General features: G+C 74.0%; 20 protein-coding genes and 1 pseudogene. 12 read left to right on the top strand and 9 right to left on the bottom strand.

Going from position 1 to position 26,579, the window contains the following annotated elements:
• The first annotated feature begins 58 nt into the window (after window positions 1-58).
• The 3 genes from ACE4Q9_RS28315 to ACE4Q9_RS28325 all read left to right on the top strand — a co-directional run bounded on the left by ACE4Q9_RS28315 (window position 59) and on the right by ACE4Q9_RS28325 (window position 3,020).
• Window positions 59-1,639: an ABC transporter substrate-binding protein gene (locus ACE4Q9_RS28315; RefSeq protein ID WP_397987052.1), complete on the top strand. Its 1,581-nt coding sequence runs from the start codon at window positions 59-61 to the stop codon at window positions 1,637-1,639.
• Window positions 1,640-1,746: 107 nt separating this feature from the next.
• Window positions 1,747-2,430, top strand: a complete 684-nt coding sequence (locus tag ACE4Q9_RS28320) for a uracil-DNA glycosylase (protein WP_397987053.1) — start codon at window positions 1,747-1,749, stop codon at window positions 2,428-2,430.
• A gap of 86 nt (window positions 2,431-2,516) precedes the next feature.
• Window positions 2,517-3,020, top strand: coding sequence for a hypothetical protein (locus ACE4Q9_RS28325; RefSeq protein ID WP_397987054.1), 504 nt, complete (start codon window positions 2,517-2,519; stop codon window positions 3,018-3,020).
• Window positions 3,021-3,122: 102 nt separating this feature from the next.
• Here ACE4Q9_RS28325 and ACE4Q9_RS28330 read toward each other — a convergent pair whose 3' ends face one another.
• The 3 genes from ACE4Q9_RS28330 to ACE4Q9_RS28340 form a co-directional block, all read right to left on the bottom strand.
• Window positions 3,123-3,572 carry a hypothetical protein gene (locus tag ACE4Q9_RS28330; protein WP_397987055.1) on the bottom strand — a complete coding sequence of 150 codons (450 nt, stop codon included), beginning with the start codon at window positions 3,570-3,572 and terminating at the stop codon, window positions 3,123-3,125.
• A 115-nt stretch (window positions 3,573-3,687) separates the two neighbouring features.
• A complete protein-coding gene (locus ACE4Q9_RS28335; RefSeq protein ID WP_397987056.1) occupies window positions 3,688-4,200 on the bottom strand; it encodes a DinB family protein in 513 nt (170 codons plus the stop codon).
• A gap of 43 nt (window positions 4,201-4,243) precedes the next feature.
• Entirely contained in the window at window positions 4,244-4,837 is a 594-nt protein-coding gene (locus tag ACE4Q9_RS28340; RefSeq protein ID WP_397987057.1) for a TetR/AcrR family transcriptional regulator, read from the bottom strand.
• Between the two features lie 76 nt (window positions 4,838-4,913).
• On the opposite strand from ACE4Q9_RS28340, the gene ACE4Q9_RS28345 reads away from it, so the two are divergent.
• On the top strand, window positions 4,914-6,131 hold the full coding sequence (locus tag ACE4Q9_RS28345) for an FAD-dependent monooxygenase (RefSeq protein WP_397987058.1): 1,218 nt from the start codon (window positions 4,914-4,916) through the stop codon (window positions 6,129-6,131).
• Window positions 6,128-7,039 (top strand): Gfo/Idh/MocA family protein, encoded by a 912-nt coding sequence (locus ACE4Q9_RS28350; RefSeq protein WP_397987059.1) that lies wholly within the window; start codon window positions 6,128-6,130, stop codon window positions 7,037-7,039. The genes ACE4Q9_RS28345 and ACE4Q9_RS28350 overlap by 4 nt, the downstream gene beginning before the upstream one ends.
• Here the strand turns inward: ACE4Q9_RS28350 and lnt are convergent.
• Together lnt and ACE4Q9_RS28360 are read right to left on the bottom strand one after the other, a co-directional pair.
• Window positions 6,957-8,531 (bottom strand): apolipoprotein N-acyltransferase, encoded by a 1,575-nt coding sequence (gene lnt / locus ACE4Q9_RS28355; protein WP_397987060.1) that lies wholly within the window; start codon window positions 8,529-8,531, stop codon window positions 6,957-6,959. The genes ACE4Q9_RS28350 and lnt overlap by 83 nt on opposite strands.
• A 222-nt stretch (window positions 8,532-8,753) precedes the next feature.
• Complete coding sequence (locus tag ACE4Q9_RS28360) at window positions 8,754-9,218, bottom strand: nuclear transport factor 2 family protein (protein ID WP_397987061.1); 465 nt, start codon at window positions 9,216-9,218, stop codon at window positions 8,754-8,756.
• A gap of 124 nt (window positions 9,219-9,342) precedes the next feature.
• Between ACE4Q9_RS28360 and ACE4Q9_RS28365 the strand changes: the two are divergent.
• Window positions 9,343-9,980, top strand: a pseudogene (locus ACE4Q9_RS28365) (hypothetical protein).
• A 35-nt stretch (window positions 9,981-10,015) separates the two neighbouring features.
• On the opposite strand, the gene ACE4Q9_RS28370 reads toward ACE4Q9_RS28365, so the two are convergent.
• Window positions 10,016-10,195, bottom strand: a complete 180-nt coding sequence (locus ACE4Q9_RS28370; protein ID WP_397987062.1) for a hypothetical protein — start codon at window positions 10,193-10,195, stop codon at window positions 10,016-10,018.
• A gap of 230 nt (window positions 10,196-10,425) precedes the next feature.
• Window positions 10,426-10,899: a winged helix-turn-helix transcriptional regulator gene (locus tag ACE4Q9_RS28375; protein WP_397987063.1), complete on the bottom strand. Its 474-nt coding sequence runs from the start codon at window positions 10,897-10,899 to the stop codon at window positions 10,426-10,428.
• Between the two features lie 169 nt (window positions 10,900-11,068).
• Here ACE4Q9_RS28375 and ACE4Q9_RS28380 point away from each other — a divergent pair, with 169 nt between their 5' ends.
• On the top strand, window positions 11,069-12,238 hold the full coding sequence (locus ACE4Q9_RS28380) for a thiolase family protein (protein ID WP_397987064.1): 1,170 nt from the start codon (window positions 11,069-11,071) through the stop codon (window positions 12,236-12,238).
• A gap of 21 nt (window positions 12,239-12,259) precedes the next feature.
• Here ACE4Q9_RS28380 and ACE4Q9_RS28385 read toward each other — a convergent pair whose 3' ends face one another.
• Window positions 12,260-12,979, bottom strand: a complete 720-nt coding sequence (locus ACE4Q9_RS28385) for a TVP38/TMEM64 family protein (RefSeq protein ID WP_397987065.1) — start codon at window positions 12,977-12,979, stop codon at window positions 12,260-12,262.
• Between the two features lie 548 nt (window positions 12,980-13,527).
• On the opposite strand from ACE4Q9_RS28385, the gene tuf reads away from it, so the two are divergent.
• Both tuf and ACE4Q9_RS28395 read left to right on the top strand, forming a co-directional pair.
• Complete coding sequence (gene tuf, locus ACE4Q9_RS28390; RefSeq protein WP_397987066.1) at window positions 13,528-14,706, top strand: elongation factor Tu; 1,179 nt, start codon at window positions 13,528-13,530, stop codon at window positions 14,704-14,706.
• A gap of 30 nt (window positions 14,707-14,736) precedes the next feature.
• Complete coding sequence (locus tag ACE4Q9_RS28395) at window positions 14,737-15,582, top strand: spermidine synthase (protein WP_397987067.1); 846 nt, start codon at window positions 14,737-14,739, stop codon at window positions 15,580-15,582.
• Window positions 15,583-15,629: 47 nt separating this feature from the next.
• Here ACE4Q9_RS28395 and ACE4Q9_RS28400 read toward each other — a convergent pair whose 3' ends face one another.
• Complete coding sequence (locus ACE4Q9_RS28400; RefSeq protein WP_397987068.1) at window positions 15,630-16,748, bottom strand: hypothetical protein; 1,119 nt, start codon at window positions 16,746-16,748, stop codon at window positions 15,630-15,632.
• Between the two features lie 140 nt (window positions 16,749-16,888).
• On the opposite strand from ACE4Q9_RS28400, the gene ACE4Q9_RS28405 reads away from it, so the two are divergent.
• From ACE4Q9_RS28405 to ACE4Q9_RS28415, 3 genes are all read left to right on the top strand, one after another.
• Entirely contained in the window at window positions 16,889-17,341 is a 453-nt protein-coding gene (locus ACE4Q9_RS28405) for a DUF4442 domain-containing protein (protein WP_397987069.1), read from the top strand.
• 469 nt (window positions 17,342-17,810) lie between these two features.
• A complete protein-coding gene (locus tag ACE4Q9_RS28410) occupies window positions 17,811-24,728 on the top strand; it encodes an SDR family NAD(P)-dependent oxidoreductase (RefSeq protein WP_397987070.1) in 6,918 nt (2,305 codons plus the stop codon).
• Between the two features lies 1 nt (window position 24,729).
• Window positions 24,730-26,579 (top strand): polyketide synthase (locus tag ACE4Q9_RS28415; protein WP_397987071.1); only part of this gene is annotated, 1,850 nt, incomplete at its 3' end.

Genomic DNA, 26,579 nt, shown 5'->3' on the forward strand with positions numbered 1-26,579 from the left:
GCACTGACGCTGAGGTAAGGTCTGCCGACCCAGGTAGGCGGATCGAGGAGCGTGCGCGTTGTCCAACCGGAACCGATTCCTGCGGTCAGTCACGGCCATCGTGTCCGTGTCGCTGGCCGCCGGCGGCTGCGGACTGCTGTCCGACGGGGACTCGGGCAGCGGGGACCCGATCGTGGTCGGCACCACCAGCGCGCCCAGCACCCTCGACCCGGCCGGCGCCTGGGACGGTTCCTGGGAGCTGTACCGGAACATCTACCAGACGCTCCTCGCCTACCCGAACGGCGCGACGACCCCCCAGCCCGACGCAGCTCAGAGCTGCGCCTTCACCGACTCCTCCAGCCGCACCTACCGCTGCACGCTGCGCTCGGGCCTGAAATTCGCCGACGGCGACCCGGTCGACGCCCGCGCGGTCAAGTACTCCGTCGACCGCATCCGCGCCATCAACGCCCCGGCCGGCCCCGCCGGGCTCCTTGGCAGCCTCGACCGGGTGGACACCTCCGGCGACCGCGGAATCGTGTTCCACCTGGGCAAGTCCGACGCCACCTTCCCGTTCGTGCTCGCCACCCCGGCCCTGTCGATCGTGGACCCGAAGGACTACCCGGCCCGCGCCCTGCGCAAGGGCGCCGGGGCCGACGGCTCGGGGCCGTACAAGCTCACCTCGTACCAGGAGGGCCGGCAGGCCGTCCTGACCGGCAACGGCAATTACCACGGCTTCGCCCGGCGGCAGAACGACGCGGTGACCATCCGCTACTTCCAGGACTCCGCCGGCATGGTCAAGGCGCTGCGTGACAAGCGGATCGACGTCACCTACCGGGGTCTCGGCGCCGACGACATCCTCACGCTCCAGCAGCAGGGCAACTCCGACCTCCAGCTCGTGGACGGCGCCGGCACGGACATCAGCTACCTGGTGTTCGACCCCAAGGACCCTTGGGCCGGGCGGCCCGCCGTGCGCAAGGCGATCGCCCAGCTCGTGGACCGGGGCGCCATCGCCCACAAGGTCTACAAGGACACCGTCGACCCGCTGTACTCGATGGTCCCCAAGGGCCTCGTCGGCCACACCACCGCCTTCTTCGACGAGTACGGCGACCCGAGCAGCACCAAGGCCCGCACGACCCTCCAGGACGCGGGCATCCACCAGAAGGTCCCGCTGACCCTCTGGTACACCACCGACCGCTACGGCTCCGAGACCGCCCTGATGTTCAAGGAGCTCAAGCGGCAGCTGGAGGGCTCCGGACTGTTCACGGTCACCCTCAGGAGCCGCCCCTGGAAGACGTATGTGGTCGGCTACCAGAAGGGCGAGTACCCGGTGTTCGGCCGCGGCTGGTCGCCGGACTTCCCCGACGCGGACAACTTCATCGCGCCCTTCACCGGCGAGCACAACGCGCTCGGCACGCCCTACCCGGCCAAGGAGATCACCGACCGGCTGCTGCCGCACTCGCGCGCCCAGAGCGACCGCGCCAGGACGGTCGGCGACATGGAGCGGGCCCAGCGGATCATCGCGAGCGACGCCCAACTGCTGCCGCTGTGGCAGGGCCGGCAGTACGTGGCGGCTAGCGACGACATATCCGGCGGCGAGCAGGCCCTCGACCCCTCGACGATCATGATGATGTGGACGCTGCACCGTAAAACGAGCTGGTGAGCGGCGGGGAGCGGGCCTGCGGGGGAGCGCTGTCAGTGGTCGCCTGTAGGTTCTGAATCCTGAAGTGACCGCACGCGGTAATTGATCGACATCGTGAGGACGTTGACGTGACCGACATCGCCATGCTGCCCGAGTCCTGGCGCGGGGTTCTGGGCGACGAACTGGAGCAGCCCTACTTCAAGGAGCTGACCGAGTTCGTCGAGGAGGAGCGGGCGAAGGGCCCCGTCTACCCGCCGCGCGAGGAGGTCTTCGCCGCGCTGGACGCCACGCCGTACGACAAGGTGAAGGTCCTCGTCCTCGGCCAGGACCCGTACCACGGCGAGGGCCAGGGCCATGGCCTGTGCTTCTCGGTCCGGCCGGGCGTGAAGACCCCGCCCTCGCTGCGCAACATCTACAAGGAGATGCAGGACGAACTGGGCCTCCCGGTCCCGGACAACGGCTATCTGATGCCGTGGGCCCGGCAGGGCGTGCTGCTGCTCAACGCGGTCCTCACCGTGCGGGCCGGCGAGGCCAACTCGCACAAGGGCAAGGGCTGGGAGAAGTTCACCGACGCCGTGATCCGCGCGGTGGACGCCCGTCCCGACCCGGCCGTGTTCGTGCTGTGGGGCAACTACGCGCAGAAGAAGCTCCCGCTGATCGACGAGGGCCGGCATGTGGTGGTCAAGGGCGCGCACCCCTCCCCGCTGTCCGCGAGGAAGTTCTTCGGCTCCCGCCCCTTCACCCAGATCAACGAGGCGATCGCCCGCCAGGGCCACGAGCCGATCGACTGGCGCATCCCGGACCTGGGCTGATGGAGGAGTCGGCGCCGCCTGACCGGGAATCCGGGCGGCGCCGGTTAGCGTCGGTGCACGACAGCGGACGATCGCCGGAGGACGCGGTGGCGGAGCGACGGGAACAGACGGCCCTAGACGAGGTGCTGACGCGGATCGGCCAGGTCGTGATGCTGCACCACGCCGGCGACCGCGAGGAGGCCCGCGGCCGCTTCCTCGACCTGTGGACGGAGATCGGCGAGGACGGCGATCCGCTGCACCGCTGCACCCTGGCGCACTACCTCGCCGACACCCAGGACGACCCCGAGGACGAACTCGCCTGGGACCTGCGGGCGTTGGCGGCGGTCCGCGAACTCCCCGACGGCGACCCGCGGGGCGTGCCGGGCTTCTTCCCCTCCCTCCACCTCAACCTGGCCGCGGACTACGTGAAGCTGGGCCGCACCGAGGCCGCCCGCACCCACCTCGACCACGCCCGCACCACCGCGGACGCCCTCGCGGACGACGGGTACGGCGAGGAAGTCCGGGCGGCGATCGGCCGGCTCGAACTGAGGCTGGAGGAGGGTCCGTCGGGCGGTGGGCCCTGGGGGCCGCCTCGGCAGCGACCCAGCTGAGGGGACGGTGCGGGGCCGGGGGTGCTGACTTCTGCTGGCGCCGGCGACGAGGGGGCCGCCGTCGGAGGGGCCGGTCGACGGGGGACCGGGATGCCGGGTCGTTCAGTGGTGGCCGTACGTCCGCTCGCAGATCTCCGACTCCGGGCTGTTGCCGCGCCAGCCGCCGTACTCGCGGCCCAGGTCGCAGACGTCCGCGGGGACCCGCTGGGAGGTGCGCGGGGGTGCCTGCGGGAGGCGGTGCGCACGGGGTGGCTGGGGGCGCGGGGGAGCGGGCGGGTGCGTGGGCGGCGGGGCGGCCGGACTTCCGTGCGGGGCGGCCGTGGGGGCGGGTGCCGGGCCCTTGGACGGGCCGACCATCTCCAGTGCCTCCCGCGCCGGTGCCTGCACCACCCGTGGTGACGCGCTGCCGTCCGTGCGGGGCGCCGGCTGGAGCGAGGGCGCGGCACCCGGAGGCGGTCCCGGTGCCGCCGTGTGCCGTACCGTCACACAGCCGGTGAGGGCCGAGACGGCGACGGTGACCAGAAGCGCTGCGGTGGTCGTCGTTCGATGCACTCGGGCAACGATGCTGGCTTTGGACCCGTTTGGCATCAAAGAAGCGAGTCGGATGCCCCCGTTCGGGTGAACTCCCGCACCGAACGAGGGGTCTCCACGGCCTGGGGCTGACGCCTCAGACGCCGGCGGCGCCGTCGATCCGCTCCCGGAGCAGATCGGCGTGGCCGTTGTGCCGGGCGTACTCCTCGATCATGTGGGTGTAGATCCAGCGGAGACTGAAGGGTTCCTCGCTGAACCGGCTCTTCCCCCGGGAGAGTTCGTCCAGCTCCCGCCCGGCCGCGATCCGCCCGGCCGCCTCGACCTCCGCCTGCCAGGTGGCGTGGGCCTCCTGCCAGGTGTCAGCCTCGGTGGCGTGGAAGTCGCCGTCCACGTCCGCATCGGAGCAGTAGATCGAGCCGGCGTCCTCGCCCGCCATCACCTTGCGGAACCAGGCCCGCTCCACCTCGGCCATGTGCCGCACCAGCCCCATCAGGGTCAGCTCCGAGGGCGGCACCGAGGCGGTGCGCAGCTGCTCGTCGGTCAGTCCCTCGCACTTCGCGATCAGGGTCCGGCGGTGGAAGTCCAGCCAGCCCTCCAGCATCTCGCGTTCTCCGGCGTTCAGGGCGGGTTCGTTGCGTTCGCTCGTCATGGCCCCATCCTCGCCGGTCAAGTGCGGCGGATTCCAGGGGATTTCAGTGGCCCAGCATCCCCACGAGCAGCTCCCGCACTCCCGCCCGGATCGTCGCCCGGTCCGGCACCTGCGTGCTGAACGACCCCGCCGCGCACGCGAACATCAGGCCGTCCGCCCAGGCGATGAGCGACAGCACATGCCGGTCCGGGTCGGCGGAGCCGGCGGCCGTGAGCAGCGCGGCCAGCTGTTCCTTGAAGACGGCGCCGGCGCGGTCGTAGTAGGCGCGCAGCTCGGGGCGGCGGGTGGCCTCCAGGGCGAGTTCGTAGCGGGCGATCAGCAGCGCGCGGCCCTGCGTGAGCGAGCGGTGCACGGCGAGGGCGAGCCCGTCGGCCAGCGCGTCGAGGTCGCCGACCGGGCCGGACGGTTCGGCCGGGGCGAGGAGCCGCGCCTCGCGCTCGGCGTGCCGTCGTACCGCGAGTTCCAGCAGCGCCTGCCGGGTGCGGGCCACGTTCGAGGTCGAGCCCGGCGGAAGTCCGGCGGCCTCGTCCACGGCCCGGTGGGTCAGCCCGCGCATCCCGCGCTCGGCGAGCAGGGCGAGCGCGGTGTCGGCGACGAGGCCGGCGCGGGACGGGCCGGGGGTGGTGCGTGCGGGCATGGGGAGACCCTATCCGTCGCACTACGGCTGTAGTAGCGTGGTGGGCACTACAGTTGTAGTGAGAAAGGGGAGAGCCATGGCAGGGTCGGCGCGTGCGGTCGTCATCGGCGGCGGGATCGGGGGCCTGGCGGCGGCCGCGGCCCTGCACCGGCGCGGCTGGGAGGTGACCGTGCTGGAGCGGGCCCGCTCACTGGCGCCGGTCGGCGCCGCGATCTCCCTCGCCCCCAATGCGCTGCGCACCCTCGACGTCCTCGGCATCGGCGACGAGATCCGCGACCTGGCCGCCTGGCAGGGCGACGGCGGCCTGCGCGCCCCGTCCGGCCGCTGGCTCTCGCGCGGCGACGCCGCCGCCGCGACCGCCCGCTTCGGCGACCCGCTGGTGCTGCTGCCCCGAGCCACCCTGATCGGCCGCCTCGCCGCGCTGCTCCCGGCCGGCAGCGTGCGCACGGCAACCCTGGCCACCGTCGTCGAACCGGGCGACGGGACACGGCCCGCGCGGGTGCGCACCCGGCCCGCCGATCCCGGCGACCCCGCCGCCGGTGAGGAACTGGAGGCCGAGCTGGCCGTCGGTGCGGACGGCGTCAACTCCCGTGTCCGCGCCGCCCTGTTCCCCGCCCATCCGGGGCCGGTGTACGCCGGGTTCACCACCTGGCGGGTCCTGATCCCGTTGCCCGGCGTCGAGTTCGCCTCCCATGAGACCTGGGGGCGGGGGCGGTTGTGGGGGACGCATCCGCTGCGGGACGGCCGGGTGTACGCCTACGCCGCGGCCGTCACCCCGCCGGGCGGCCGCGCCCCGGACGACGAACGCGCCGAACTCCTGCGCCGCTACGGCGATTGGCACCACCCCGTCCCCGCCGTGCTCGCCGCCACCCGGCCCGAGGACGTCCTGCGGCACGACGTCCACCACATCGCGACCCCGCCGCCCGCCTACCACGCGGGCCGCGTCGCCCTCCTCGGCGACGCCGCGCACGCCATGCCGCCCACCCTCGGCCAGGGCGGCAACCAGGCCATCGAGGACGCCGTCGTCCTCGCCCACCATGCCGGTGACCTCGCCGCCTACACCGCCGCCCGGCTCCCGCGCACGACCGCCGTCGCCCGCCAGGCCGTCAGGATCGCCCGCGTCAACATGGCCGGCGGTCGCGTGGCCGTCGCCGTACGGGACTCCGCGATGGCCGCCCTGTCCAGGTTCGGCCCCGCCCTCTTCCTGCGCGGCTTCGACGGCATCGCCGACTGGCGGCCCCCGTATGCTGCCGAGGACGTACAGGTGGGCGAACCGCAGGGGAGAGACACGTGAAGGTCGGCTGCATCGGACTCGGGGACATCGCGCGGAAGGCGTATCTGCCGGTGCTGGGCGCGCTGCCCGAGGTCGACCTCCATCTGCACACCCGCACCCCCGCCACCCTCGCGCGGGTCGCCGACGGACTGCACCTGCCCGCCGGGCAGCGGCACGACAGCCTCGACTCGCTGCTCGCCGCCGGGCTCGACGCGGCCTTCGTACACGCCCCCACCGCCGCCCACCCCGAGATCGTCACCCGGCTGCTGACGGCGGGCGTCCCGACGTACGTCGACAAGCCGCTCGCCTTCCGGCTCGCGGACTCCGAGCGGCTGGTGGAGCTGGCCGAGGAGCGCGGTGTCTCCCTCTTCGTCGGCTTCAACCGGCGCTACGCCCCCGGTTACGCCCAGTGCCTGGAACACCCGCGCGAGCTGATCCTGCTCCAGAAGAACCGGGTCGGGCTGCCCGAGGAGCCGCGCTCGATGATCCTGGACGACTTCGTGCACGTCGTCGACACCCTGCGCTTCCTGGTGCCGGGCCCGGTCGACGAGGTCACGGTCCGCGGCCGGGTCCGGGACGGGCTGCTGCACCACGTGGTGCTCCAGCTCGGCGGCGACGGCTTCACCGCGCTCGGCGTGATGAACCGGCTCAGCGGCTCCACGGAGGAGATCCTGGAGGTCTCCGGGCAGGACGCCAAGCGCCAGGTGATCAACCTCGCCGAGGTGATCGACCACAAGGGCCAGCCGACCCTGCGCCGGCGCGGCGACTGGGTGCCGGTGGCCCGGCAGCGCGGCATCGAACAGGCGGTCCACACGTTTCTGGACGCGGTGCGCGCCGGGCACCTGCTCAGCGGCCGGGACGCGCTGGCGACCCATGAGCTGTGCGAGCGGGTGGTACGAGCGGTTCAGGACCTCCCCGGCGCGGCCTGAGCGCCCGCACCCCCTCGCCGGCGCACAGCGCGGTCAGCACCAGCAGCGCGGCGTGCACCGGCCAGTCGCCGTAGCGGACGTACGGCGTGATGCCGTGCGCGAGCGGCACGTCGTACACGCGTGCGGTGCTCGCATCGGTCCCCAGCCAGGGGCCGAGCCGCTGTCCGCCGGGTCCGTACGCGGCGGAGACGCCGGTGAGGGTCGCGTGCACCATCGGGCGGCCGGTCTCGGCGGCACGCAGCGCGGCCAGCGAGGCGTGCTGCTCCGGCGCCCAGCTGTGCTGGAAGGTGGAGGTGGCGGACTGGCCCAGGAGCACGTCCGCGCCGTCCTCGGCGAGATGCCGGCTCATGTCGGGGAACGCGGTCTCGAAGCAGATCAGCGGGCCGATCCGCAGTCCGTGCCCCACGTTCATCACGACCTGCTCGGTGCCGCGCCTGCGGTCCTCGCCGGCCGCCTTGCCCACCGAGGTGGCCCAGCCGAGCAGGGAACGGGCGGGTATGTACTCGCCGAACGGGACGAGGCGCATCTTGTCGTACCGGTCGCCGGTGGGGCCGTTGGGGCCGATCAGCACCGAACTCTTGTAGATGCCGGGGCGGTCGGAGCGGCGGGCGTCCACGTTCACCAGGACGTCGGCGCCGGTCGCGCGGGACAGCGCGGCGATCCGCCGGGCCAGGTCGGGCCGGTCGGCGAGGTCGTAGCCGACGCTGGACTCGCCCCACACCACCAGGTCGACGTCCTGCCCGGCGAGCCGCCGGGTCAGCCGCTCCTCCCGGTCGAAACGCAGCTCCGGGCTGTCCCGCCCGGTCACGACGCCCGGCTGTACGACGGCGATCCGCGTCCGGCCGTCGATCTGCGGCCGGGGCGCCCATGCCCAGGCGGCGGTGGTCGCGGCGGCGGTGGCGAGCACCGTGGCCACCGCGGGCAGCCGGGCGCCGCGCACCGCGAACAGCACGGCCGCCGCCACGTTCACGGCCACCACCAGGAAGCTCAGCAGCCATATCCCGCCGACGGAGGCCAGCCGCAGCGCCGGCGCCACCTGCCACTGGCTGGCGCCCAGGATGCCCCAGGGTCCGCCGAGCCCCTGCCAGGAGCGGACCAGTTCCACCAGCAGCCAGCCCGAGGGCAGCACGAGGAGCGCGACGGCGCACCGGCCGGGGGCGGGGGTGCCGCCCAGATACCGGCGCACCAGCCAGCCCCAGGGCATCCAGAGCAGTCCGAGCAGCGCGCCTATCAGGAAGATGAACACATGCAGGCTCGGCAGCAGCCAGTGGTGCACCGCCACCAGATAGCCGAAGCCGCCGCACCAGCCGTCGTACGCGGCCCGCCGCCCGGTCGGCGCCGAGCGGGCCAGCAGCAGCCATGGGACCAGGGCGACGTACGCGAACCACCACAGCGACGGCGCTGGGAACGCCAGGACGGGCAGGGCGCCCGCGAGGGCGACGACGACGGAGCGACGCCAGGGAATGGCCAGCCAGCGTCCGATCGTCGTCATGCGGAGCCTCCCTACCCCAGGGCTCCAGTGTGCGCGTCGCAAGCGATCTACGACAGGGGGCCTGCCGGTGTCTCCGACGGGGGCCTGCCGGCCCCTGCGGCGGGGGCCCGCCGACCGCTACAGCGGGGCCTGCCAGCCGCTACAGCGGGGGGCTGTCGGTTCCGCCGGTCCCTGTTTCGGGACCGTCACATCCCGGCCCCGGAACCCGGCGATCAGACGCCCTCAGCGCTCCTCGGCCGTCCTCCGCCACTTCTCCGTGACCACGACCTCGCCGATCCGCCAGCCGTCCGGCGTGCGCAGCAGCCCGAAGTCGTACCGGCCGCCGCACTCCAGATCCGGCGGGGCCGGGTGGGCCCCGCCGGTGCGGCGCATCGGGTTGAGATAGTCGGCCCGCACTCGCGCGGTGTCCCCGGTGTCATGCTCCAGGACCCCGAACCGCACCCGCCGGTTGACGATCAGGTGCTGCCGTACGGCGAACCCGCCCATGTTCTCGGCGAGCCACCCGGCGACCTGTCCGGCCTCACCCTCGATCCCACCGGACGAGCGGTAGTCGGCCCTCCCGTCGGGCGTGAACAGGGCCGGGTACGCCGGCCAGTCGCCGTCGTCCACCGTCACCGCGTACGCGGTCACCAACTCGTCCACGGCCAGCCGGTCCAGTACGGTCGCGAGTTCCGCGCGCTGCGTCATCGGCTCAGTCTTGGCCACGGCAGGTGCGGAGCCAAGGGGCATGCGGGGAAATTCGGCGGTTCGGGCGAGCGGGAAGACCGGGGGCGGGGCCGCGCCTGTCCGGCGGCGCGTGGATCATGGCCGGGTGACGCAGCGGACGAAGAACGAACCACCGCTCGGGCGGCCGGACGGCGAACCGGAGCTGTCCCCGTACCAGCGGGAGATCCGGCAAAGGCTCCTCGCGGCCCCGGTGGTACCGGCGCCCGATCCCTGGCGGCGCATCGCCTGCGCCCCGGTCGGCGGGCTGCTCGGGATCGGCTTCGCGACGCATCCCGGCGACGGCCGCGACCTGGTGATGGTCGTCTCGGGCGACGGCCATGGTCTCTTCGACGCCGTCACGGGGGAGCGGATCGCCCGTGACCGCGACCCCGACCCGGCGGACGAGACCCCCGACGCGACCGCCGACCTGACCTGTCCGGGCCTGGGCCCGGTCGGCGGCCGCAGGGTGCACATCGCCGGGCTTTTCGGCGGCGGCCTGCACGCCACCACCGGGGACGGCTGGACCGTGAAGGTGGTGGCGCCGGCCTGGCCACACGACCGTGTCCTGCTGTCCCGCGGCAGCGGCTTCCCCACTCCAGCCCGCACGGCGAGCGCTGGTGGCACATCTTCCACGCCGACTACTCCGAATTCCGCGCCGCCGGCTTTTCCCCCTCCGGCCGCACCCTCGCCGTCGCGACGAGCAGCGACCTGTCCCTGTGGACCCGAGGCGCGGACGCCCGATGATTCCGGTCGGCCGCGTGGGGGCAACGGCCCGCTGGTCAGGCGGCCCTGATGATCTCCTCGCGGACGGCCCTGGCCCACTCCACGACCAGCAGTTCGTACTCCGTGCGTTCCTCGGCCGAGAGGGCGCCGCCGGTGCGCAGCCACAGTGCCCGGATCTGCTCGTTCACCTCGGCGGCAGACCGTGCGGAACCAGGGGGCGAGGGATGGGGGGACATGCGGGACAGCCTAGGGGCAAGGGCTGACACTGCGCTACCGCGCCACTACGCAGAAGGTATGTGGTTGGTCACCGGCGCCCCCGGCCACGTCTCGTGGTCGGCCCAGTTCAGATGGCATATGCCCGATCGGGTTGACGCCGGGGTGTGGCCATGAGTTGGCCGAAACGAGGGCCCGGACGCCCGGTGAGCCCAGTTGTGCATGGGGCAACTGCCGTGCGTGGCGCGGGAGTTCAGGATGCTTTCACGGGGCCCCGCACCGTCCAGCCCGGCGCCTGCGGGTGGGCCGTCAGATCGTCGTGATGGACGGGGGAGCCGCAGGCGCGGCAGGTGACCACCGGGACCAGTTCGTGGCCGCAGCTGTGCTCCACGGCCATGGGCAGGTCCGTGTTGTGGCGCAGATGGCGGTCGCCCCACTCCTTGAGGGTCATCAGGACCGGTTCCAGTTCCAGTCCCGCCTCGGTCGGTCGGTAGTCGAAGCGCTGGGGGTGCTCGCTGTAGGCGCGCTTGGTCAGCACCCCGGCGTCCACGAGCCGGCGCAGCCGGGCGGCCAGGATGTCGCGCGGGGCGCCGATGTTGCGCACCAGCTGGTCGAACCGGCCGTTGCCCAGGCACACCTCCCGCAGTACGAGCAGGGAGTACTTCTCGCCCACCACCGCGAGCGTGTCGGCGATGGAGCAGGGGCGCGGGTCCTTCGGTGCGGCCATGCGGCCCAGCTTAGGCGAGAGTTTGGATTTCCAATCATTGCGGGCGGTATGGGCGGGCGCATATTGGAGTGTGAGTTTGATTTTCCAACCCGCCGCGTTATGGTGAGTCCGGATTTCCTACTTACCGGTAACCATGCTCGTGAACGAGCCCGCCGCAGGAGGCCGCACCATGCGAGACGCAGTGATCGTCGAGGCCGTACGCACCCCGATCGGCAAGGGCAAGCCCACCGGCGCCCTCGCACAGGTCCACCCCGTCCAGTTGCTCGCCCATACGCTGAAGTCCCTCGTCGAGCGCTCCGGCATCGACCCGGCGCTGATCGACGACGTGATCGGCGGCACCGTCGACCAGGTCGGCGAGCAGGCCATGAACACCACCCGGTACGCCGTGCTCGCCGCCGGTCTGCCCGAGACGGTCCCGGCCACCACGGTGGACCGCCAGTGCGGCTCCTCGCAGCAGGCCGTGCACTTCGCCGCGCAGGGGGTGATCGCCAGCGCGTACGACATCGTCGTCGCCTGCGGTGTGGAGTCGATGAGCCGCGTGCCGATGTGGTCCAACGTGCCCGCGGGCAAAGACCCCTTCGGGCCCGGCGTCGCCGCGCGCTACCCCGAGGGCCTGCTGCCGCAGGGCATCAGCGCCGAGCTGATCTCCGCCAAGTGGTCGCTGACCCGCGCGCAGCTGGACGCCTTCGCCGTCTCCTCCCACCGCAAGGCCGCCGCGGCCTGGGAGGCCGGGCTGTTCGACGCCGAGACCGCGCCCCTGGAGGGCCTCACCCGCGACGAGTGCGTACGGCCCGGCAGCACCCCGGAGATCCTCGCCGGCCTCAGGCCCGCCTACCACGATCCGGTCTTCGCCGAGCGGTTCCCGGAGATCGAGTGGAACATCACCGCGGGCAACACCAGCCCGCTCAACGACGGCGCCTCCGCCGTCCTGATCACCTCCGGCGAGACCGCCGCCCGGCTCGGCCTGCGCCCGCTCGCCCGGCTGCACAGCTTCGCGGTCACCGGCTCCGACCCGCTGCTGATGCTCACCGGGGTCGTCCCGGCCACCGAGAAGGTGCTCGCCCGCGCCGGCCTCTCCCTCGGCGACATCGACCTGTTCGAGGTCAACGAGGCGTTCGCCAGCGTCGTCCTCGCCTGGCAGCAGGAGACCGGCGCCGACCTGGACAAGGTCAATGTCAAGGGCGGCGCCATCGCCCTCGGCCACCCGCTCGGTGCCAGCGGCACCCGGCTGACCACCAGCCTGGTGCACGCCATGCGCGAACGGGACGCCCGCTATGGCCTCCAGACGATGTGCGAGGCGGGCGGCCTCGCCAACGCGATGATCCTCGAAGCCCTCTGACCGGGCGTCACCGGACCCCCGTCACCTGCCGCGCAGCCGGTGCCGCTGCCGCCACGCCACCACCGTGCCCACGAGGGCCGGTACGGCGATGCAGGCCATCGCGAGCAGGAAGGCGGGCGATGTCGGCGTCGAGGCGCGGGCGCCGGCGACCGCGTAGGCGGCGGTGTTCGGGACCGACCCGAGCGCCGTCGCCAGCAGGAACGGCGACCAGCCCATCCGGGAGACCGCCGCGCAGTAGTTCGCCGCCCAGAACGGGACGACCGGAAAGAGCCGCGCGGCCAGCATGGACCGGAACCCGTGCCGGCTCAGCTGCCCGTCCGCCGCCCGCAGCAACCGGCCGCGCAGCAAGGGGCGCAGCGCGTCCTGCCCGAGCAGCCGACCGAGCCCGAAGGCCAGGCCGGCCCCGAACACCGTCCCGGCGAGCGCCGTCCCGAGGCCCAGCTGGGAGCCGAACAGCGCGCCGGCCGCGAGGTTCAGCAGGGGGCGCGGCACGAACGCCACCGTGCACAGCCCGTAACCCGCCCCGAACCCCAGCGCCGCGAGCAGCCCGCCTGCCTGCGGCGGCCAGCCTCGGGTCAGCAGTCGCTGCGGATCGAACAGCAGCACCAGCGCGCCCGCGGCCGCCAGCAGCACCAGCAGCAGGGTCAACCGCGCCCACGGCGACAGCAGCGCACGGGTGCAGCGGGCCGTGAACCCCGCGCGGGGCACGGGCGGCGCGGGGACGGTGGTGGCATCGAGCACGTGACCCCCTGGAAGACTTCGACGGCCGACGCCGATGATAGAGGGCGACCCGGACGGCCTCGTCGTACGCACGGAGCGGTGCGGCCGCCCGCCGGTGGACCCGCACGGGCCTCCCGGCTCGGCGCGGCGGCCCCTCGTCGGCCTGAAGGCCGGTACACGGGGCGGGCGGTGGCGGTGACGGCGGCGTCATCGTGTGCCGGATCACCAACATCGCGCAGGCGGGTGCGTCCGACCCGCAGGGCGCCACCCCTGGGCGGGGGCGGCGCCGGTCGCCTCGGCGGGCGTGGTGCGGGTGAACCGGCGGAAAACCATTCGACGCCGGACATCCCGTCGGCGATGATCGACCTCATGTTCCGGTACGCCTTCCACCTCGCAGCATCCGCGGTCGCGGATGTGCCGAAGGCTGCCGTTCCCACGCTCGCGGCCGCTGTCGACGGCGCCCGAAGCTGACCCTCCCCGGATCGCCCGGCGGACCCCGCAGGGGGAGGGTCGGCCACTCCTGGGGGTCCTCAACTTCCGTACGACAGCGAAGGCTTCGAGGTACAGCCATGTCCAAAACCGCCTACGTGCGCACCAAGCCGCACCTGAACATCGGCACCATGGGTCATGTCGACCACGGCAAGACCACCCTGACCGCCGCCATCACCAAGGTCCTCGCCGAGCGCGGCACCGGCACCTTCGTGCCCTTCGACCGCATCGACCGCGCCCCCGAGGAGGCCGCGCGCGGCATCACCATCAACATCGCGCACGTCGAGTACGAGACCGACACCCGCCACTACGCCCATGTGGACATGCCAGGTCACGCCGACTACGTGAAGAACATGGTCACCGGCGCCGCGCAGCTCGACGGGGCGATCCTCGTGGTCTCCGCGCTCGACGGGATCATGCCGCAGACCGCGGAGCACGTCCTGCTCGCCCGGCAGGTCGGCGTCGACCACATCGTCGTCGCCCTCAACAAGGCGGACGGCGCGGCCGACGAGGAACTGGTCGACCTGGTCGAGCTGGAGGTCCGCGACCTGCTCACCGCGCAGGGCTACGCGGGCGACGCGGTGCCCGTGGTACGCGTCTCGGGGCTGCGGGCGCTCGCGGGCGACCCGCGCTGGACGGCGTCCATCGAGGCGCTGCTCGACGCGGTGGACACGTACGTGCCGATGCCCGAGCGGTATCTGGACGCGCCGTTCCTGATGCCGGTGGAGAACGTCCTCACCATCACCGGGCGGGGCACGGTCGTCACCGGCGCCGTGGAGCGCGGCACGCTCAGGCTCGGGGACCGCGTCGCGGTGCTCGGCGCGGACGGCGTGGAGAGTGTCGTCACCGGCCTGGAGACCTTCGGCAAGCCGATGCCGCAGGCGCATGCCGGGGACAACGTGGCATTGCTGCTGCGGGGCGTGCCCCGGAACGCGGTGCGGCGGGGGCATGTCGTGGCGGCGCCGGGCAGCGTGGTGCCGGCGCGGCGGTTCACGGCGCGGGTGTACGTGCTGTCGGGGCGCGAGGGGGGTCGTACGACACCGATCGCGACCGGGTACCGGCCGCAGTTCTACATCCGTACCGCGGACGTGGCCGGGGCCGTCGACCTCGGCGCGGCGGCCGTGGCCCGGCCCGGTGAGACGGTGGAGATGACCGTCGAGCTGGGGCGGGAGGTGCCGCTGGAGCCGGGACTCGGCTTCGCCATCCGCGAGGGCGGCCGGACGGTCGGCGCGGGCACGGTGGTCTCCGTCGGTTCGTAGGGCCCTCGCGGGGCGCGTCACAATGAACCTGTGACCGAGCAGATACCCGTCTTCCGCACCACCGACCACGGCGCCGCCAAGCTCATGCCCGATGTGGACCGGGAGCGGGCCTGGCTGCTGACGGTCGACGGGGCGCCGCAGTCGTACGTCGACCTGGACGAGCCGACGTACCTCGAGTTCGAGTACGCGCGCCGGCTCGGGCACGCGCTGGACACGGTGGCCCCCGAGGGCCGGGCGCTGGACGTGCTGCACCTGGGCGGGGGAGCGCTGACCCTGCCCCGGTACGTCGCGGCGACCCGGCCCGGTTCCCGGCAGGACGTCGTGGAGGCCGACCGGGGGCTGCTGGAGCTGGTCGCCGAGTATCTGCCGCTGCCCGAGGGCGCGGGCGTCGCGGTGCACGCCGCCGACGCCCGCGCCTGGCTCCGGTCCGCGCCGGACGACGCGGCCGACGTGCTGATCGCGGACGTCTTCGGCGGTTCCCGCGTCCCGGCGCATCTCACCGCCCTCGCCTACGCCCGCGAGGCCGAGCGGGTGCTGCGGCCCCGCGGGACGTATCTCGCCAACCTCGCGGACGCGGCGCCGTTCGCCTTCCTGCGCTCCCAACTGGCCACGTTCGCCGAGGTTTTCGAGGAGCTGGCGGTGGTCGCCGAGCCGGGGGTGCTGCGCGGGCGGCGGTTCGGCAACGCGGTGCTCGTCGCCGCGCACCGGCCGCCGGACATCGCCGCGCTGGCCCGCCGGGTGGCGGCGGACGTCTTCCCCGCGCGGGTCGAGCACGGCACGGCCCTACGGGAGTTCATCGGCACCGCGCGGCCGGTCGGGGACGCGGACGCGGTGCCCTCGCCGGTGCCGCCGGGCGGGTCGTTCGGCATCGGCTGAACGCCGGGCGCGCGGGGCACGTCCCGCCTCCGCACCCGCGCCCCGCGTCAGTCGGAGGTGGGGGTGCCGTGCAGCCGGACGGAGCCGAGGATCTTCATCACCGTGGCGTTCGGGACCTCGTCCTTGACGCCCTTGGCGCCGTAGAAGTTGAACGACACGTAGTCGTGCGCCGAGTTCTGGAAGCCGAAGGTGAGGGCCTTGCCGTCGCTCGCGCACTTGCCCTTCTGCGGGGTGCCGCTCGACCTCGCCCACGCGTAACTGCCCTTGATCCCGGACGTGGTGGTGAAGGGGGTCGCCTTCTTGTCGAAGGTGACGCTCTTCTTGTCCGGCTGGGTGTAGCCGCCGTAGACCCACCACGCCGGGGTGTTGACGGCGATCTGGTCGGTGCTTTTCGCGCCGCTGGCACCCTTGGAACCCACCACGGCGAGCGGGGTGTCGTCGGTGCGGCCGTCCTTGTCGTCGTCGGACGTGCACCACTTGGGCTCGTCCTCGGCCGTGCCCGACATCACGATCAGCGGCTTGCCGCTGGTGGACTTGTTGTCCTCGAAGCCCACCTCCAGGTCGGGCGCCTGGGCCTGCCAGTCCGAGGGCACGTCGTAGGCTATGCCCCATTTGGGGTTGACCACGACCTTCCAGCCCGGCACGGTCGGCTTCTCGCTCTCCGCGGCGCGCGGGTTGTCGGTCGAGGCGGGGCTGGACGAAGCGCCTGTCGGCGCCTGGCTGGTGTGCGTGTCCTTGCCGTCCGCCTTGGTGTCCTTGCCGTCCTTGCCGCCGCCGAGGACCAGCACGCCGGTCACACAGGCGGCGACGACCACGGCCGCGGCCGCCACGATCGCGATCAGCTTCGTACGGTTGCCGCCGCCGTCGCCGCCGCCCTGCGGGGGCTGCTGGATCGGCACGGTGGGCGGCTGCTGGCCCCACTGCGGCTGCTGCCCGTAGAGGCCGGGGGCCTGCGGGTACGGGCCGGGGGCCTGCGGGTACTGGCCGGGGCCCGGCTGCTGACCGGCCGCCGGCTGCTGACCGGCACCGGGGTGCTGGCCCCCCTGCGGGTACTGCTGGTAGCCCGGCTGCTGATACGGATTCGGCTGCTGCTGGTAACCCGGCTGCTGGTACGGGTTCTGCTGCGGGTTCTGCGCGCCCCCGGGCGGCTGCTGATCTGGCCACATGGCCGACAACACTAGTGCGGCGGCGGCACGGTTCGGTCACGGGATCTCGTCAGGGCCGTAGCGAAGCGGTGTGAAGGTCGTGCGGAGCGGATGCGGACCACGCTGGTCAGCAGGCTCTACTCGCCGGTAACATCGAGCCCATGACTGTTGACAGCGCCTCGATGGGCGAGATGCTTGCCACCGCGGTCCCGATGGTGCGGACCCTGAATCTGGAGTTCGTCGAGGTGACCGCGGAGCGCGCCGTGCTGCGGCTCCCGGATCAGCCGGACTACCACAACCACATCGGCGGCCCCCACGCCGGCGCCATGTTCACGCTGGCCGAGTCCGCCAGCGGCGCCATCGTGCTCACGGCCTTCGGCGACCAGCTCTCGCGCGCGGTGCCGCTCGCGGTCCGGGCCGAGATCGGCTACAAGAAGCTGGCCAAGGGCCCGGTGACGGCGACGGCCACCCTGGGCCGCCCGGCCGCCGAGGTCGTCGCCGAGCTGGACGCGGGCGGCCGGCCGGAGTTCCCGGTCGCCATCGCCATCCAGCGCGAGGACGGTGCCGTCACCGGGGAGATGACGGTGGTGTGGACCCTGCGGCCGAACGGCTGAGGGATCCTTGGGAAGACCGGTGAGGGCCGGGCCCCCGACGTGTGTCGGGGGCCCGGCCTTGTTCATTTCGTGGAGTCGGGGGCATTTCAGGTCTTGTGGCGCTTTCCGGCCCGTGCGCATCCCCGCCAGGGGTCAAAGGTCATGCGGAATTTACAGACACGGTCCCGGTGTCACGGCGCGTTGCCGGTGGGTGAGTGAAGGGTGAAGCGGGAGAGCGCTTTGACGGGCTTGTGGCGATGTGGCGCACCGGCTCGGGTGAGCGGGTGCCCGCACCGATGACCCACAAGCTCCGATTTCTCGGCGCTTGCGGGGAATTTGGCGGCCTGGCCGGATCATGGCCACGGCGGGCGCCCGCCGGCCGGCGTTGTTGACCCGCGAGTAGCCCCTCGCTAGTTTCCGGTGCCCTCGCACCGACGAGTTCCGCCGCACAAACCCCCACCGTGCTCTTCGCCGATTGTGTCGGAGTCTCATGACCTCCCCTGTGCGCGCCCATGACCTGATCCTGTGCCTCACCCCGTTCGGAGAACCCGACGCGGGCCTCGCCGCGGCCGCCACCGGCGCCGGCGCGCTCGGCGTCCTCGATCTCGGCGACGGCGACCGAAGATGTCGGCAGGAGCTGTCCCGGCTGAGAAGATCGGCGCCGGGCCCGTACGGCGTCCGGGTGACCGCCCGGTGCGCCCTCACCCCGGCCGACCTGCCCGACGGCCCCGGCCTGGTCGTCCTCGCGTCGGACCTGACGGCCCCGGAAACGCCCTGGAGCTTCGCCGAACTGGCCTCGGATCACCGCGTGTTGGCCGAGGTCGCCGATCTCGCGCAGGCGCGGGCCGCCGTCCGGGCCGGTGCCCGGGGGCTGATCGCCCGAGGCGCCGAGAGCGGCGGCAGGATCGGCGAGCTGAGCACCTTCGTGCTGCTGCAACAGCTGCTGGCGGACGAGGAGTTGACCGGCACGCCCGTCTGGGCCTGCGGCGGCATCGGCCCGCGGACGGCGGCCGCGGCCATGGCGGGTGGCGCCGCCGGTGTCGTCCTCGACAGCCAGCTCGCGCTGCTGCCCGAGTCCCGGCTGCCGGAGGAGCTGCGGGCGGTGCTGCGGTCCCTGGACGGCGCGGAAACGGTGGTGATCGGCGGTCACCGGGTGCTGCGCCGCCGCGGCCCCGACGCGCCGTCGCTGCCCGCCGACGACCCCGCGGCGGTCGCCGCCCTTCTCGGCGCCCGCGACCCGGCCCGCCAACTGCTCCCCCTCGGCCAGGACGGCTTCCTCGCCGCCCGGTTCGCCGAGCGCTTCGGTGACGTACGGGGCGTGGTGCGGGGGATGACGGCGGCGATGCGGCCGGAGCAAGAGCCCGACTCGGGGCGGGCGTTGCGGCCCGGATCGGCGATGAGCCGGGCGCTCGGCACGCGGTTGCCGGTGGCGCAGGGGCCGATGACGCGGGTCAGCGACCAGGCCGGATTCGCCGCCGCCGTCGCCGCGGACGGCGCGCTGCCCTTCCTCGCGCTGGCGCTCGCCGACGGCGTGCGGACCCGGACGATGCTGACCGAGGCACGGGCCGTCCTGGACGGACGGCCCTGGGGCGTCGGCGTGCTCGGCTTCGCGCCCGAGGAGATCAGGAACGCCCAGCTGGAGGTCGTACGGCAGCTGCGACCCACGCACGCGATCATCGCGGGCGGGCGGCCCGCACAGGCCGAGGCGCTGGAGCGGGCCGGGATCCGCGCCTTCCTGCACGTGCCCTCGCCGGGGCTGCTGCGGCAGTTCCTCCAGGCCGGTGCGCGCCGGTTCGTCTTCGAGGGTTCGGAGTGCGGCGGGCATGTCGGGCCCAGGGCGTCGTTCCCGCTGTGGGAGGCGCAACTCGCCGTATTGGACGACTACTTGGCCGATGCCGAACCCGAGGCGGCGGCTCAGGTGGAGGTGTTCTTCGCGGGCGGCGTGCACGACGAACGGTCCGCCGCGATGGTCGCAGCGCTCGCCGCGCCGCTCACCGCACGGGGCGCCGCGGTCGGGATCCTCATGGGCACCGCCTACCTGTTCACCGAGGAGGCCGTCGCCCACGGCGCCATCCGGCCGGTCTTCCAGGAACAGGTCCGCACCGCCACCGCGACCGCCCTGCTGGAGACCGCGCCCGGCCACGCCACCCGCTGCGTGCCCAGCCCGTTCACCGACGACTACCGGCACCGCGAACGCCGGTTGCGGACCGGCGGACTGCCCGACCGCGAGGTGTGGGAGACGCTGGAACGCCTCAACGTGGGGCGACTGCGGATCGCCAGCAAGGGCGTGGAGCGCGCCGAAGACGGCGAGTTGCGCGCGGTCGACGAGCAACGGCAGCTCGCCGACGGGATGTTCATGGCCGGAGAGGTCGCCGTCCTGCGCACGGCGACGACGACCATGGTGGCCCTGCACCACTCGGTGACCGACGGCGCCGCCGACTTCCTCGCCGCCCGCGGCCGGCCCGCGGCCACCGAGTGGGAGCCGGCGCCGCCCGCACCGCTCGACGTCGCGATCGTCGGCATGGCCTGCATGTTCCCCCAGGCCCCCGACCTCGCCGCCTACTGGGCGAACATCGTCGCCGGGCGGGACTCGGTGACCGAGGTGCCGGCCGAGCGCTGGGACCCGGAAGTGCACCACACCGCCGGGCACACCGCCTCGAAATGGGGCGGCTTCCTGCCCCGCATCCCCTTCGACCCGCTGCGCTACGGCATCCCGCCCACGTCCCTCGGCAGCATCGAGCCCGTGCAGCTGCTGTCCCTGGAGGCGGCCCGGTGCGCCCTGGAGGACGCCGGATACGGCGAGCGGGGTCGGGAGTTCGACCGCTCGCGCACCGCCGTCGTCTTCGGCGCGGAGGCGGGCAGCGACCTGTCCAACGCGGCGACCCTGCGAGCCGTACTCCCGTCGTACTACGGCAAGGTCCCCGACGCACTCGACGGCCAACTGCCCCGGCTGACCGAGGACTCCTTCCCCGGCATGCTCGCCAACGTCATCTCCGGGCGCATCGCCAACCGCCTCGACCTCGGCGGCGCCAACTTCACCGTCGACGCCGCCTGCGCCTCCTCCCTCGCCGCGCTCGACGTGGCCTGCAAGGAACTCGTCTCCGGCACCAGCGACGTGGTGCTGTGCGGCGGCGCCGACCTGCACAACGGCGTCAACGACTACGTCCTGTTCTCCTCCGTCCACGCCCTCTCCCCGACCGGCCGTTCCCGCGCCTTCGACGCCGGGGCCGACGGCATCGCGCTCGGTGAGGGAGTGGCGTGCGTGGTGCTCAAGCGGCTCGCGGACGCCGAACGCGACGGCGACCGGATCTACGGGGTCGTCAAGGGCCTCGGCTCCGCCAGCGACGGCCGCTCCCTCGGCCTGACCGCGCCCCGCCCCGAGGGCCAGCGGGCCGCGCTGGAGCGGGCGTACCGCAACGCGGGTGTCTCGCCCGCGCAGGTCGGCCTGGTGGAGGCGCACGGTACCGGCACCGTGGTGGGCGACCGCACCGAACTCACCATCCTCGGCGAGGTGTTCAGCGAGGCGGGCGCCCGCACCGGCGGTTGCGCACTCGGCTCGGTCAAGTCGCAGATCGGGCACACCAAGTGCGCCGCCGGACTCGCCGGACTGATCAAGACGGCCCTCGCCCTCTACACCGGGATCACACCGCCCACCCTGCACCTGCGGCGCCCCAACCCGGCCTGGACCGAGGACGCCGGCCCCTTCGCCTTCCACACCGCCGCCCGGCCCTGGACCCGGCCCGCGGGCGAACGCTACGCCGGAGTCAGCGCGTTCGGGTTCGGCGGCACCAACTTCCATGCCGTGCTGGCCGCGTACGGGGACGCGGCGCCGCCCCGGCAGACCCTGGACGAGTGGCCCGCCGAACTGTTCCTGTTCCGCGGCCGGGACGAGCGGGCCGCGCACCGGCAGATGGCCGAACTCCTCCAGGCCGCCGAGGCCGAGGGACGGCCCTGGCGGCTGCGCGACCTCGCCCGCGCCGCGGCCCACCGCGCCGACACCTCGCGGGAGCCGGTCCACGTGGCCTTCGTCGCACGCGACGTGGCGCAGCTGACCGAGCGGCTGCGGGCGGTCCTCGACGGGCAGGGGGACGCGGAGGTCCACCGCGCGGACCCGGCTGGCGGCAAGGTCGCCTTCCTCTTCCCCGGACAGGGCAGCCAGCGCACCGGCATGCTGGCCGAACTCCTCGTCCTCCTGCCTGAATTGCGTGACCATCTCCACCCGGACCAGGCCGCCGTCGTCTATCCGCCGGCCGCCTTCGACGACACCGTGCGCGAGCGCCGCCGGGCCGCCCTGACCGACACGCGGGCCGCCCAGCCCGCCCTGGGCGCCACGGGCCTGGCCGCCCACGCCTTCCTCACCGCGGCGGGCGTCCACCCGGACCTGGCCGCCGGACACAGCTACGGCGAACTGGTCGCCCTCGCCGCCGCCGGCGCCCTCGACCCGGACACCCTGCCCCGGCTCAGCACCGAACGGGCCGCCGCCATCTTGGCGGCGGCGGGCGACGAACCCGGCTCGATGGCGGCGGTGGGCGCACCCGCCGAGGACGTCCTCGGCGCCCTGCACGACGCCGGGGCACCGGAGGCCGTCGTCGTCGCCAACCTCAACTCGCCTGCACAGACGGTGATTTCCGGACCGGCCCCGGACATCGATACCGCCGTACGGCTGCTGCGCGCGGCCGGACTCGGCGCCCAGCGGATCCCGGTCGCCTGCGCCTTCCACAGCCCGCTGGTCGCCGGGGCCGGAACGCGGTTCGCCGAGGCCCTCGCCGACCAGCCGGTGCGGGCGCCCGAGTTCCCCGTCTGGGCCAACCGCACCGCGGCACCTTATCCGCGGGACCCGGACGGGGTGCGCGCCGAACTCGCCGCCCAGATCGGGGCGCCGGTCGCGTTCGCCGCGCAGATCGAGGCCATGTACGAGGCCGGTGCGCGGATCTTCGTCGAGGCGGGCCCCGGTACGGTCCTCACCCGGCTCGTCGGGCAGATCCTCGGTGACCGCCCGCACCGCGCCATCGCCCCCGAACCCCGGCCCGAGGGCGGGCTGCCCGGCTGGCTGGACGCCCTCGCCCGGCTCGCCGCCGCGGGCGTCCCCGTGCGCACCGCCTGGCTCCTCCAGGGCCGTGACGCCGTCGACGCGCTGCGTGCCCCGGCCCCCGCCCGGCCCGGCTGGACGGTCGACGGACACCTGGTCCGCACCGCCGACGGAGCCCCGCTCGCCGGTGCCCTCGCACCGGCCCGACGCGTCGTGGAGACGACTGTGACCACCGACCAGCCCGACGGCACCCCGGTCGACCGGGACGCGCTCATCACCGAATTCCTGCGGAGCGGACGGGAGATGATCGCCGCGCAACGTGACGTGCTGCTCACCTACTTCGGAGGGACGGGGACACCACCGGCTCCCGTGGCCCCGGACGCGTCCGTCGTGCCGGTCGCCCCGCAGGCGTTGCCGGCCGCCGAACCCGCTCCCGTGTCCCCGGAGTTGGCCGCTCCGGCAGCGCGGGAGGAGGTGGTGGCCGCGTCCGGTGCGGACGTGGGGCGGATCGTGCTGGAGATCATCAGCGAACGCACCGGATACCCCGTCGACATGATCGAGCCCGATCTCGATCTGGAGGCGGACCTGAGCATCGACTCCATCAAGCGCGCCGAGATCGCGGGCGAGCTGGCCAAGCGGCTGGGGATCGCCGGGGGCGCGGAGCTGCTGGCCGATGCCGAGCTGGAGGAACTGACCAAGGCGCGTACGGCGGCGGCGGTCACGGCGTGGCTGGCGGCGCGGGTCGGCGGCGGTACGGACTCCGGTCAACCGGCGGAACCGCTCCCGGAGCCGGACGCGGCGCCGCTCGGTGTGGCGCCCCGGCGCTTCGAGATACGGGCGGTCGCACTGCCCGACACCGAGCCGGAGACCGCGTCCGCCTTCGTCGGGCAGCGGGTCTTCCTGCTGGGTGACGGCGGGGGAGCGGCGGCGGAGGTGGCGGCACGGCTCGACGCGGGGGGCGCGGAGGTCGTCCTGCTCGACCGGGGGCATGCCCTCGGGGCGGCCGACGGGAGGGCGGACGCGGTCGTGTACCTGGGCGCGCTGCCTGGACCGGACCTGCCGGTGCTGCCGGACGCCTTCCCCGTGGTCAAGGCGGCGCTGACGCAGGGTGCGGGCCGGCTGCTGGCCGTGCGCGCCGCGCAGGGCCCCGACGCCGTACGGGCGGCTGGGCTCGACGGGCTGTTCCGCACGGTCGGGCGGGAGTACCCGGAGGTGGTCGCGCGGGTGCTGGCCGTCGAGGACACCGGCCCGGCGGCGGTGGCGGAGGCGGTGCTGGCGGAGCTGTGCGCACCGGCACGGGCGACAGCGCGGGCGCGGACAGGGGCAGGAGCCTCGGTAGGGGAAGGGGCGGCGGGAGAGGCTGAGGCGGAGGAAGGGGGCGGGGCTCCCGCCCCGCTCTCCGTCGTCCTCCGCTCCGCCGACGGCACCCGCCGGGCGCTGGACCTCCGCCCCGTCCCCCTCGGCTCGCTCGGCAGCATCGGTGCGGGCCCCGCCGGGGCCGGCGCCGCGGAGACCGCCGCGCTCGGGCTCGACCGGGACTCCGTCGTCCTGCTGGTCGGGGGCGCCCGCGGCATCACCGCCCGGTTCGCGGCGACGCTGGCCGCCGCCTGCGGCTGCCGGATCGAACTGCTCGGCCGCACTCCCGCCCCGACCGCCCCCGAATCCCCGGCGACGCGGGCCGCCCGCACCCCGGTCGAACTGCGCGCGGCACTCGCGTCCGCGCCCGGCGCACCGAAGCCCGCCGAGATCAACCGGACCGCTGAACTCCTGCTGGCCCAGCGGGAGATCACCGCGACGCTCGGCGAACTCACCGCGCTGGGCAGCGCCGCCCGCTACCGCGCGGTGGACTTCCGGGACCGGGACGCGGTGCTCCAGACGGTCAAGGAGATCCACGCCGAGCACGACCGCCTCGACGGCGTCGTGTTCGCGGCCGGGGTGATCGAGGACCGGCTGATCGCCGACAAGACCCCCGACTCCTTCCAGCGGGTCTACGGCACCAAGACAGCGGGCGCCACCGCGCTGTTCGCCGCCCTGGACGACCTGCCCGGCGCACCCGCGTTCACCGTGCTGTTCGGCAGCATCGCCGCCGTCCTCGGCAATCGCGGTCAGTGCGACTACGCCGCCGCCAACGACGCCCTGGAGACGCTCGGCGCCGACTGGGCCGCCCGCACCGGGCACCGCGCGCTCACCGTGCACTGGGGCCCCTGGGCGCCGTCCGGCAGCCACACCGGCATGGTCGGCGCGGAACTCGGCCGCGAGTACGCCCGCCGCGGCGTGGCGATGATCGACCCCGACGAGGGCACCGCGGCCCTGCTCCGGGAACTCGCCTGGGGCGACCCGGCCGCCCGTGCCGTCGTCTACACCGCCTCGGGCTGGTGAGATGACGAATCGTCAACCCTCCATCGCCATAGTCGGGATGGCGGTGCTCCTGCCGGGCGCGCGCGGACTCGACACCTACTGGCGCAACCTGCGGGACGGCGTCGACGCGATCGGCGAAGTGCCCGCGGGCCGCTGGGACGCCGACTACTACCGCCCGCTCGCGCCCGGCGCCGGACCCGCCGCCCCCGACCAGGTGTACTGCCGGCGCGGCGGCTTCGTGGACGCCCTGGCCGAGGTGGAGGTCACCCGGTACGGCATCATGCCCGCCGCCGTCCCCGGCACCGAACCCGACCAGCTGATCGCCCTCGACGTGGCCGCCGCCGCGCTCGCCGACGCGGGCGGCGAGCGCGGACTGCCCGCGCGGGACCGGATCGGCGTGATCCTCGGCCGGGGCGGCTACCTCACCCCCGGCCTCGCCCGGCTGGACCAGCGCGTCCGCACGGCGAGCCAACTCGTCCGTACTCTAGGCGAGTTGGTCCCCGACCTATCGGCGGACCAACTCGACCGCGTCCGGACGGCGTTCACCGAACGGCTCGGCCCGGACCGCCCCGAGTCCGCGATCGGCCTCGTCCCCAACCTCGCCGCCTCCCGCATCGCCAACCGGCTCGATCTGCGCGGACCCGCCTACACCGTCGACGCGGCCTGCGCCTCCTCACTGGTCGCCGTCGACCAGGCGGTCGCCGAACTCGGCGCCCACCGCTGCGACATGATGCTGGCCGGGGGAGTGCACCACTGCCACGACATCACCCTGTGGAGCGTCTTCTCCCAGCTGCGCGCCCTGTCCCCGAGCGAGCGCATCCGGCCCTTCCACCGGGACGCCGACGGCATCCTCATCGGCGAGGGCACCGGGGTCGTCGTACTGAAACGGCTCGCGGACGCCGAACGTGACGGCGACCGCGTCTACGCCGTCATCCGTGGCACCGGCGTCGCCGGTGACGGCCGTACCGCGGGCCTCGTCAGCCCCGACCCCGGCGGGCAGACCCGCGCCGTGCGCCAGGCCTGGCGGGCCGCCGGACTCGACCCCGCCGCACCCCACTCCCTAGGCCTGCTGGAGGCCCACGGCACCGCCACCCCCGCGGGTGACGGCGCCGAACTCACCACGCTGGTCCAGGCGTTCGGGCCCGGAGCGGGCCTGGACGACGAGGAGCGGCCGGTCCTCGGCTCCGTGAAGTCCATGATCGGCCACACCATGCCGGCCGCCGGGGTCGCGGGCCTGGTCAAGGCCGCCCTCGCCCTGCACCACGGCACCCTGCTGCCCACCCTGCACTGCGAGGACCCCCACCCCCGCCTCGGCGCCACCCGCTTCCGCACCCTGGCGCGGGCCCGCCCCTGGGACCGGCACCCCGACGAGCCGACCCGCCGGGCCGCCGTCAACGCCTTCGGCTTCGGGGGGATCAACGCGCATGTGGTGCTGGAGGAGGCACCGGCCACCCGGCGCACGGTCGCCCTCGCCCCCGGACACGCCCCCGTCCTCGGACGCATTCCCGACCCCGGACACACCCCCGCTCCCACCCCCGCCCCGGCCGCCCGCGTCGCCGAACCCGAGCGCATCCTCCTTCTCGCGGCCGACTCCGTGCAGCACCTCGCCGCCATGCTTGACGCCGACGACTCCGCCGTCCTGGCCGCCGGGCTCGATCCGGCCTCCGCGCACACCGGGGCGGGACCGGCCAGGCTCGGGATCGTGGCACCTGATGCCAAGCGGCTCGCGCTCGCGCGGCGGGCGGCCGAGAAGGGCCGGCCCTGGCAGGGGCGCGGCGACGTGTGGCTGCGGCCGACCCCACTGCTGGGCGGGCCGGGGGACCGGCTGGCGTTCGTCTTCCCCGGTCTGGAGGGCGAGTTCACCCCGCCGCG

The organism is Streptomyces sp. AM6-12, from assembly GCF_044327085.1.
Classification (GTDB): Bacteria; Actinomycetota; Actinomycetes; order Streptomycetales; family Streptomycetaceae; genus Streptomyces.

What these genes read in the sequence shown, in the direction of transcription:
- ACE4Q9_RS28360 (WP_397987061.1), bottom strand. Translation starts at nt 9,218, where the DNA reads ATGACGCAGCGCGCGGAACTCGCGACCGTACTGGACCGGCTGGCCGTG.
- lnt (WP_397987060.1), bottom strand. Translation starts at nt 8,531, where the DNA reads ATGACGACGATCGGACGCTGGCTGGCCATTCCCTGGCGTCGCTCCGTC.
- ACE4Q9_RS28380 (WP_397987064.1), top strand. Translation starts at nt 11,069, where the DNA reads ATGCGAGACGCAGTGATCGTCGAGGCCGTACGCACCCCGATCGGCAAG.
- tuf (WP_397987066.1), top strand. Translation starts at nt 13,528, where the DNA reads ATGTCCAAAACCGCCTACGTGCGCACCAAGCCGCACCTGAACATCGGC.
- ACE4Q9_RS28400 (WP_397987068.1), bottom strand. Translation starts at nt 16,748, where the DNA reads ATGTGGCCAGATCAGCAGCCGCCCGGGGGCGCGCAGAACCCGCAGCAG.
- ACE4Q9_RS28370 (WP_397987062.1), bottom strand. Translation starts at nt 10,195, where the DNA reads ATGTCCCCCCATCCCTCGCCCCCTGGTTCCGCACGGTCTGCCGCCGAG.
- ACE4Q9_RS28345 (WP_397987058.1), top strand. Translation starts at nt 4,914, where the DNA reads ATGGCAGGGTCGGCGCGTGCGGTCGTCATCGGCGGCGGGATCGGGGGC.
- ACE4Q9_RS28410 (WP_397987070.1), top strand. Translation starts at nt 17,811, where the DNA reads ATGACCTCCCCTGTGCGCGCCCATGACCTGATCCTGTGCCTCACCCCG.
- ACE4Q9_RS28335 (WP_397987056.1), bottom strand. Translation starts at nt 4,200, where the DNA reads ATGACGAGCGAACGCAACGAACCCGCCCTGAACGCCGGAGAACGCGAG.
- ACE4Q9_RS28405 (WP_397987069.1), top strand. Translation starts at nt 16,889, where the DNA reads ATGACTGTTGACAGCGCCTCGATGGGCGAGATGCTTGCCACCGCGGTC.
- ACE4Q9_RS28375 (WP_397987063.1), bottom strand. Translation starts at nt 10,899, where the DNA reads ATGGCCGCACCGAAGGACCCGCGCCCCTGCTCCATCGCCGACACGCTC.
- ACE4Q9_RS28340 (WP_397987057.1), bottom strand. Translation starts at nt 4,837, where the DNA reads ATGCCCGCACGCACCACCCCCGGCCCGTCCCGCGCCGGCCTCGTCGCC.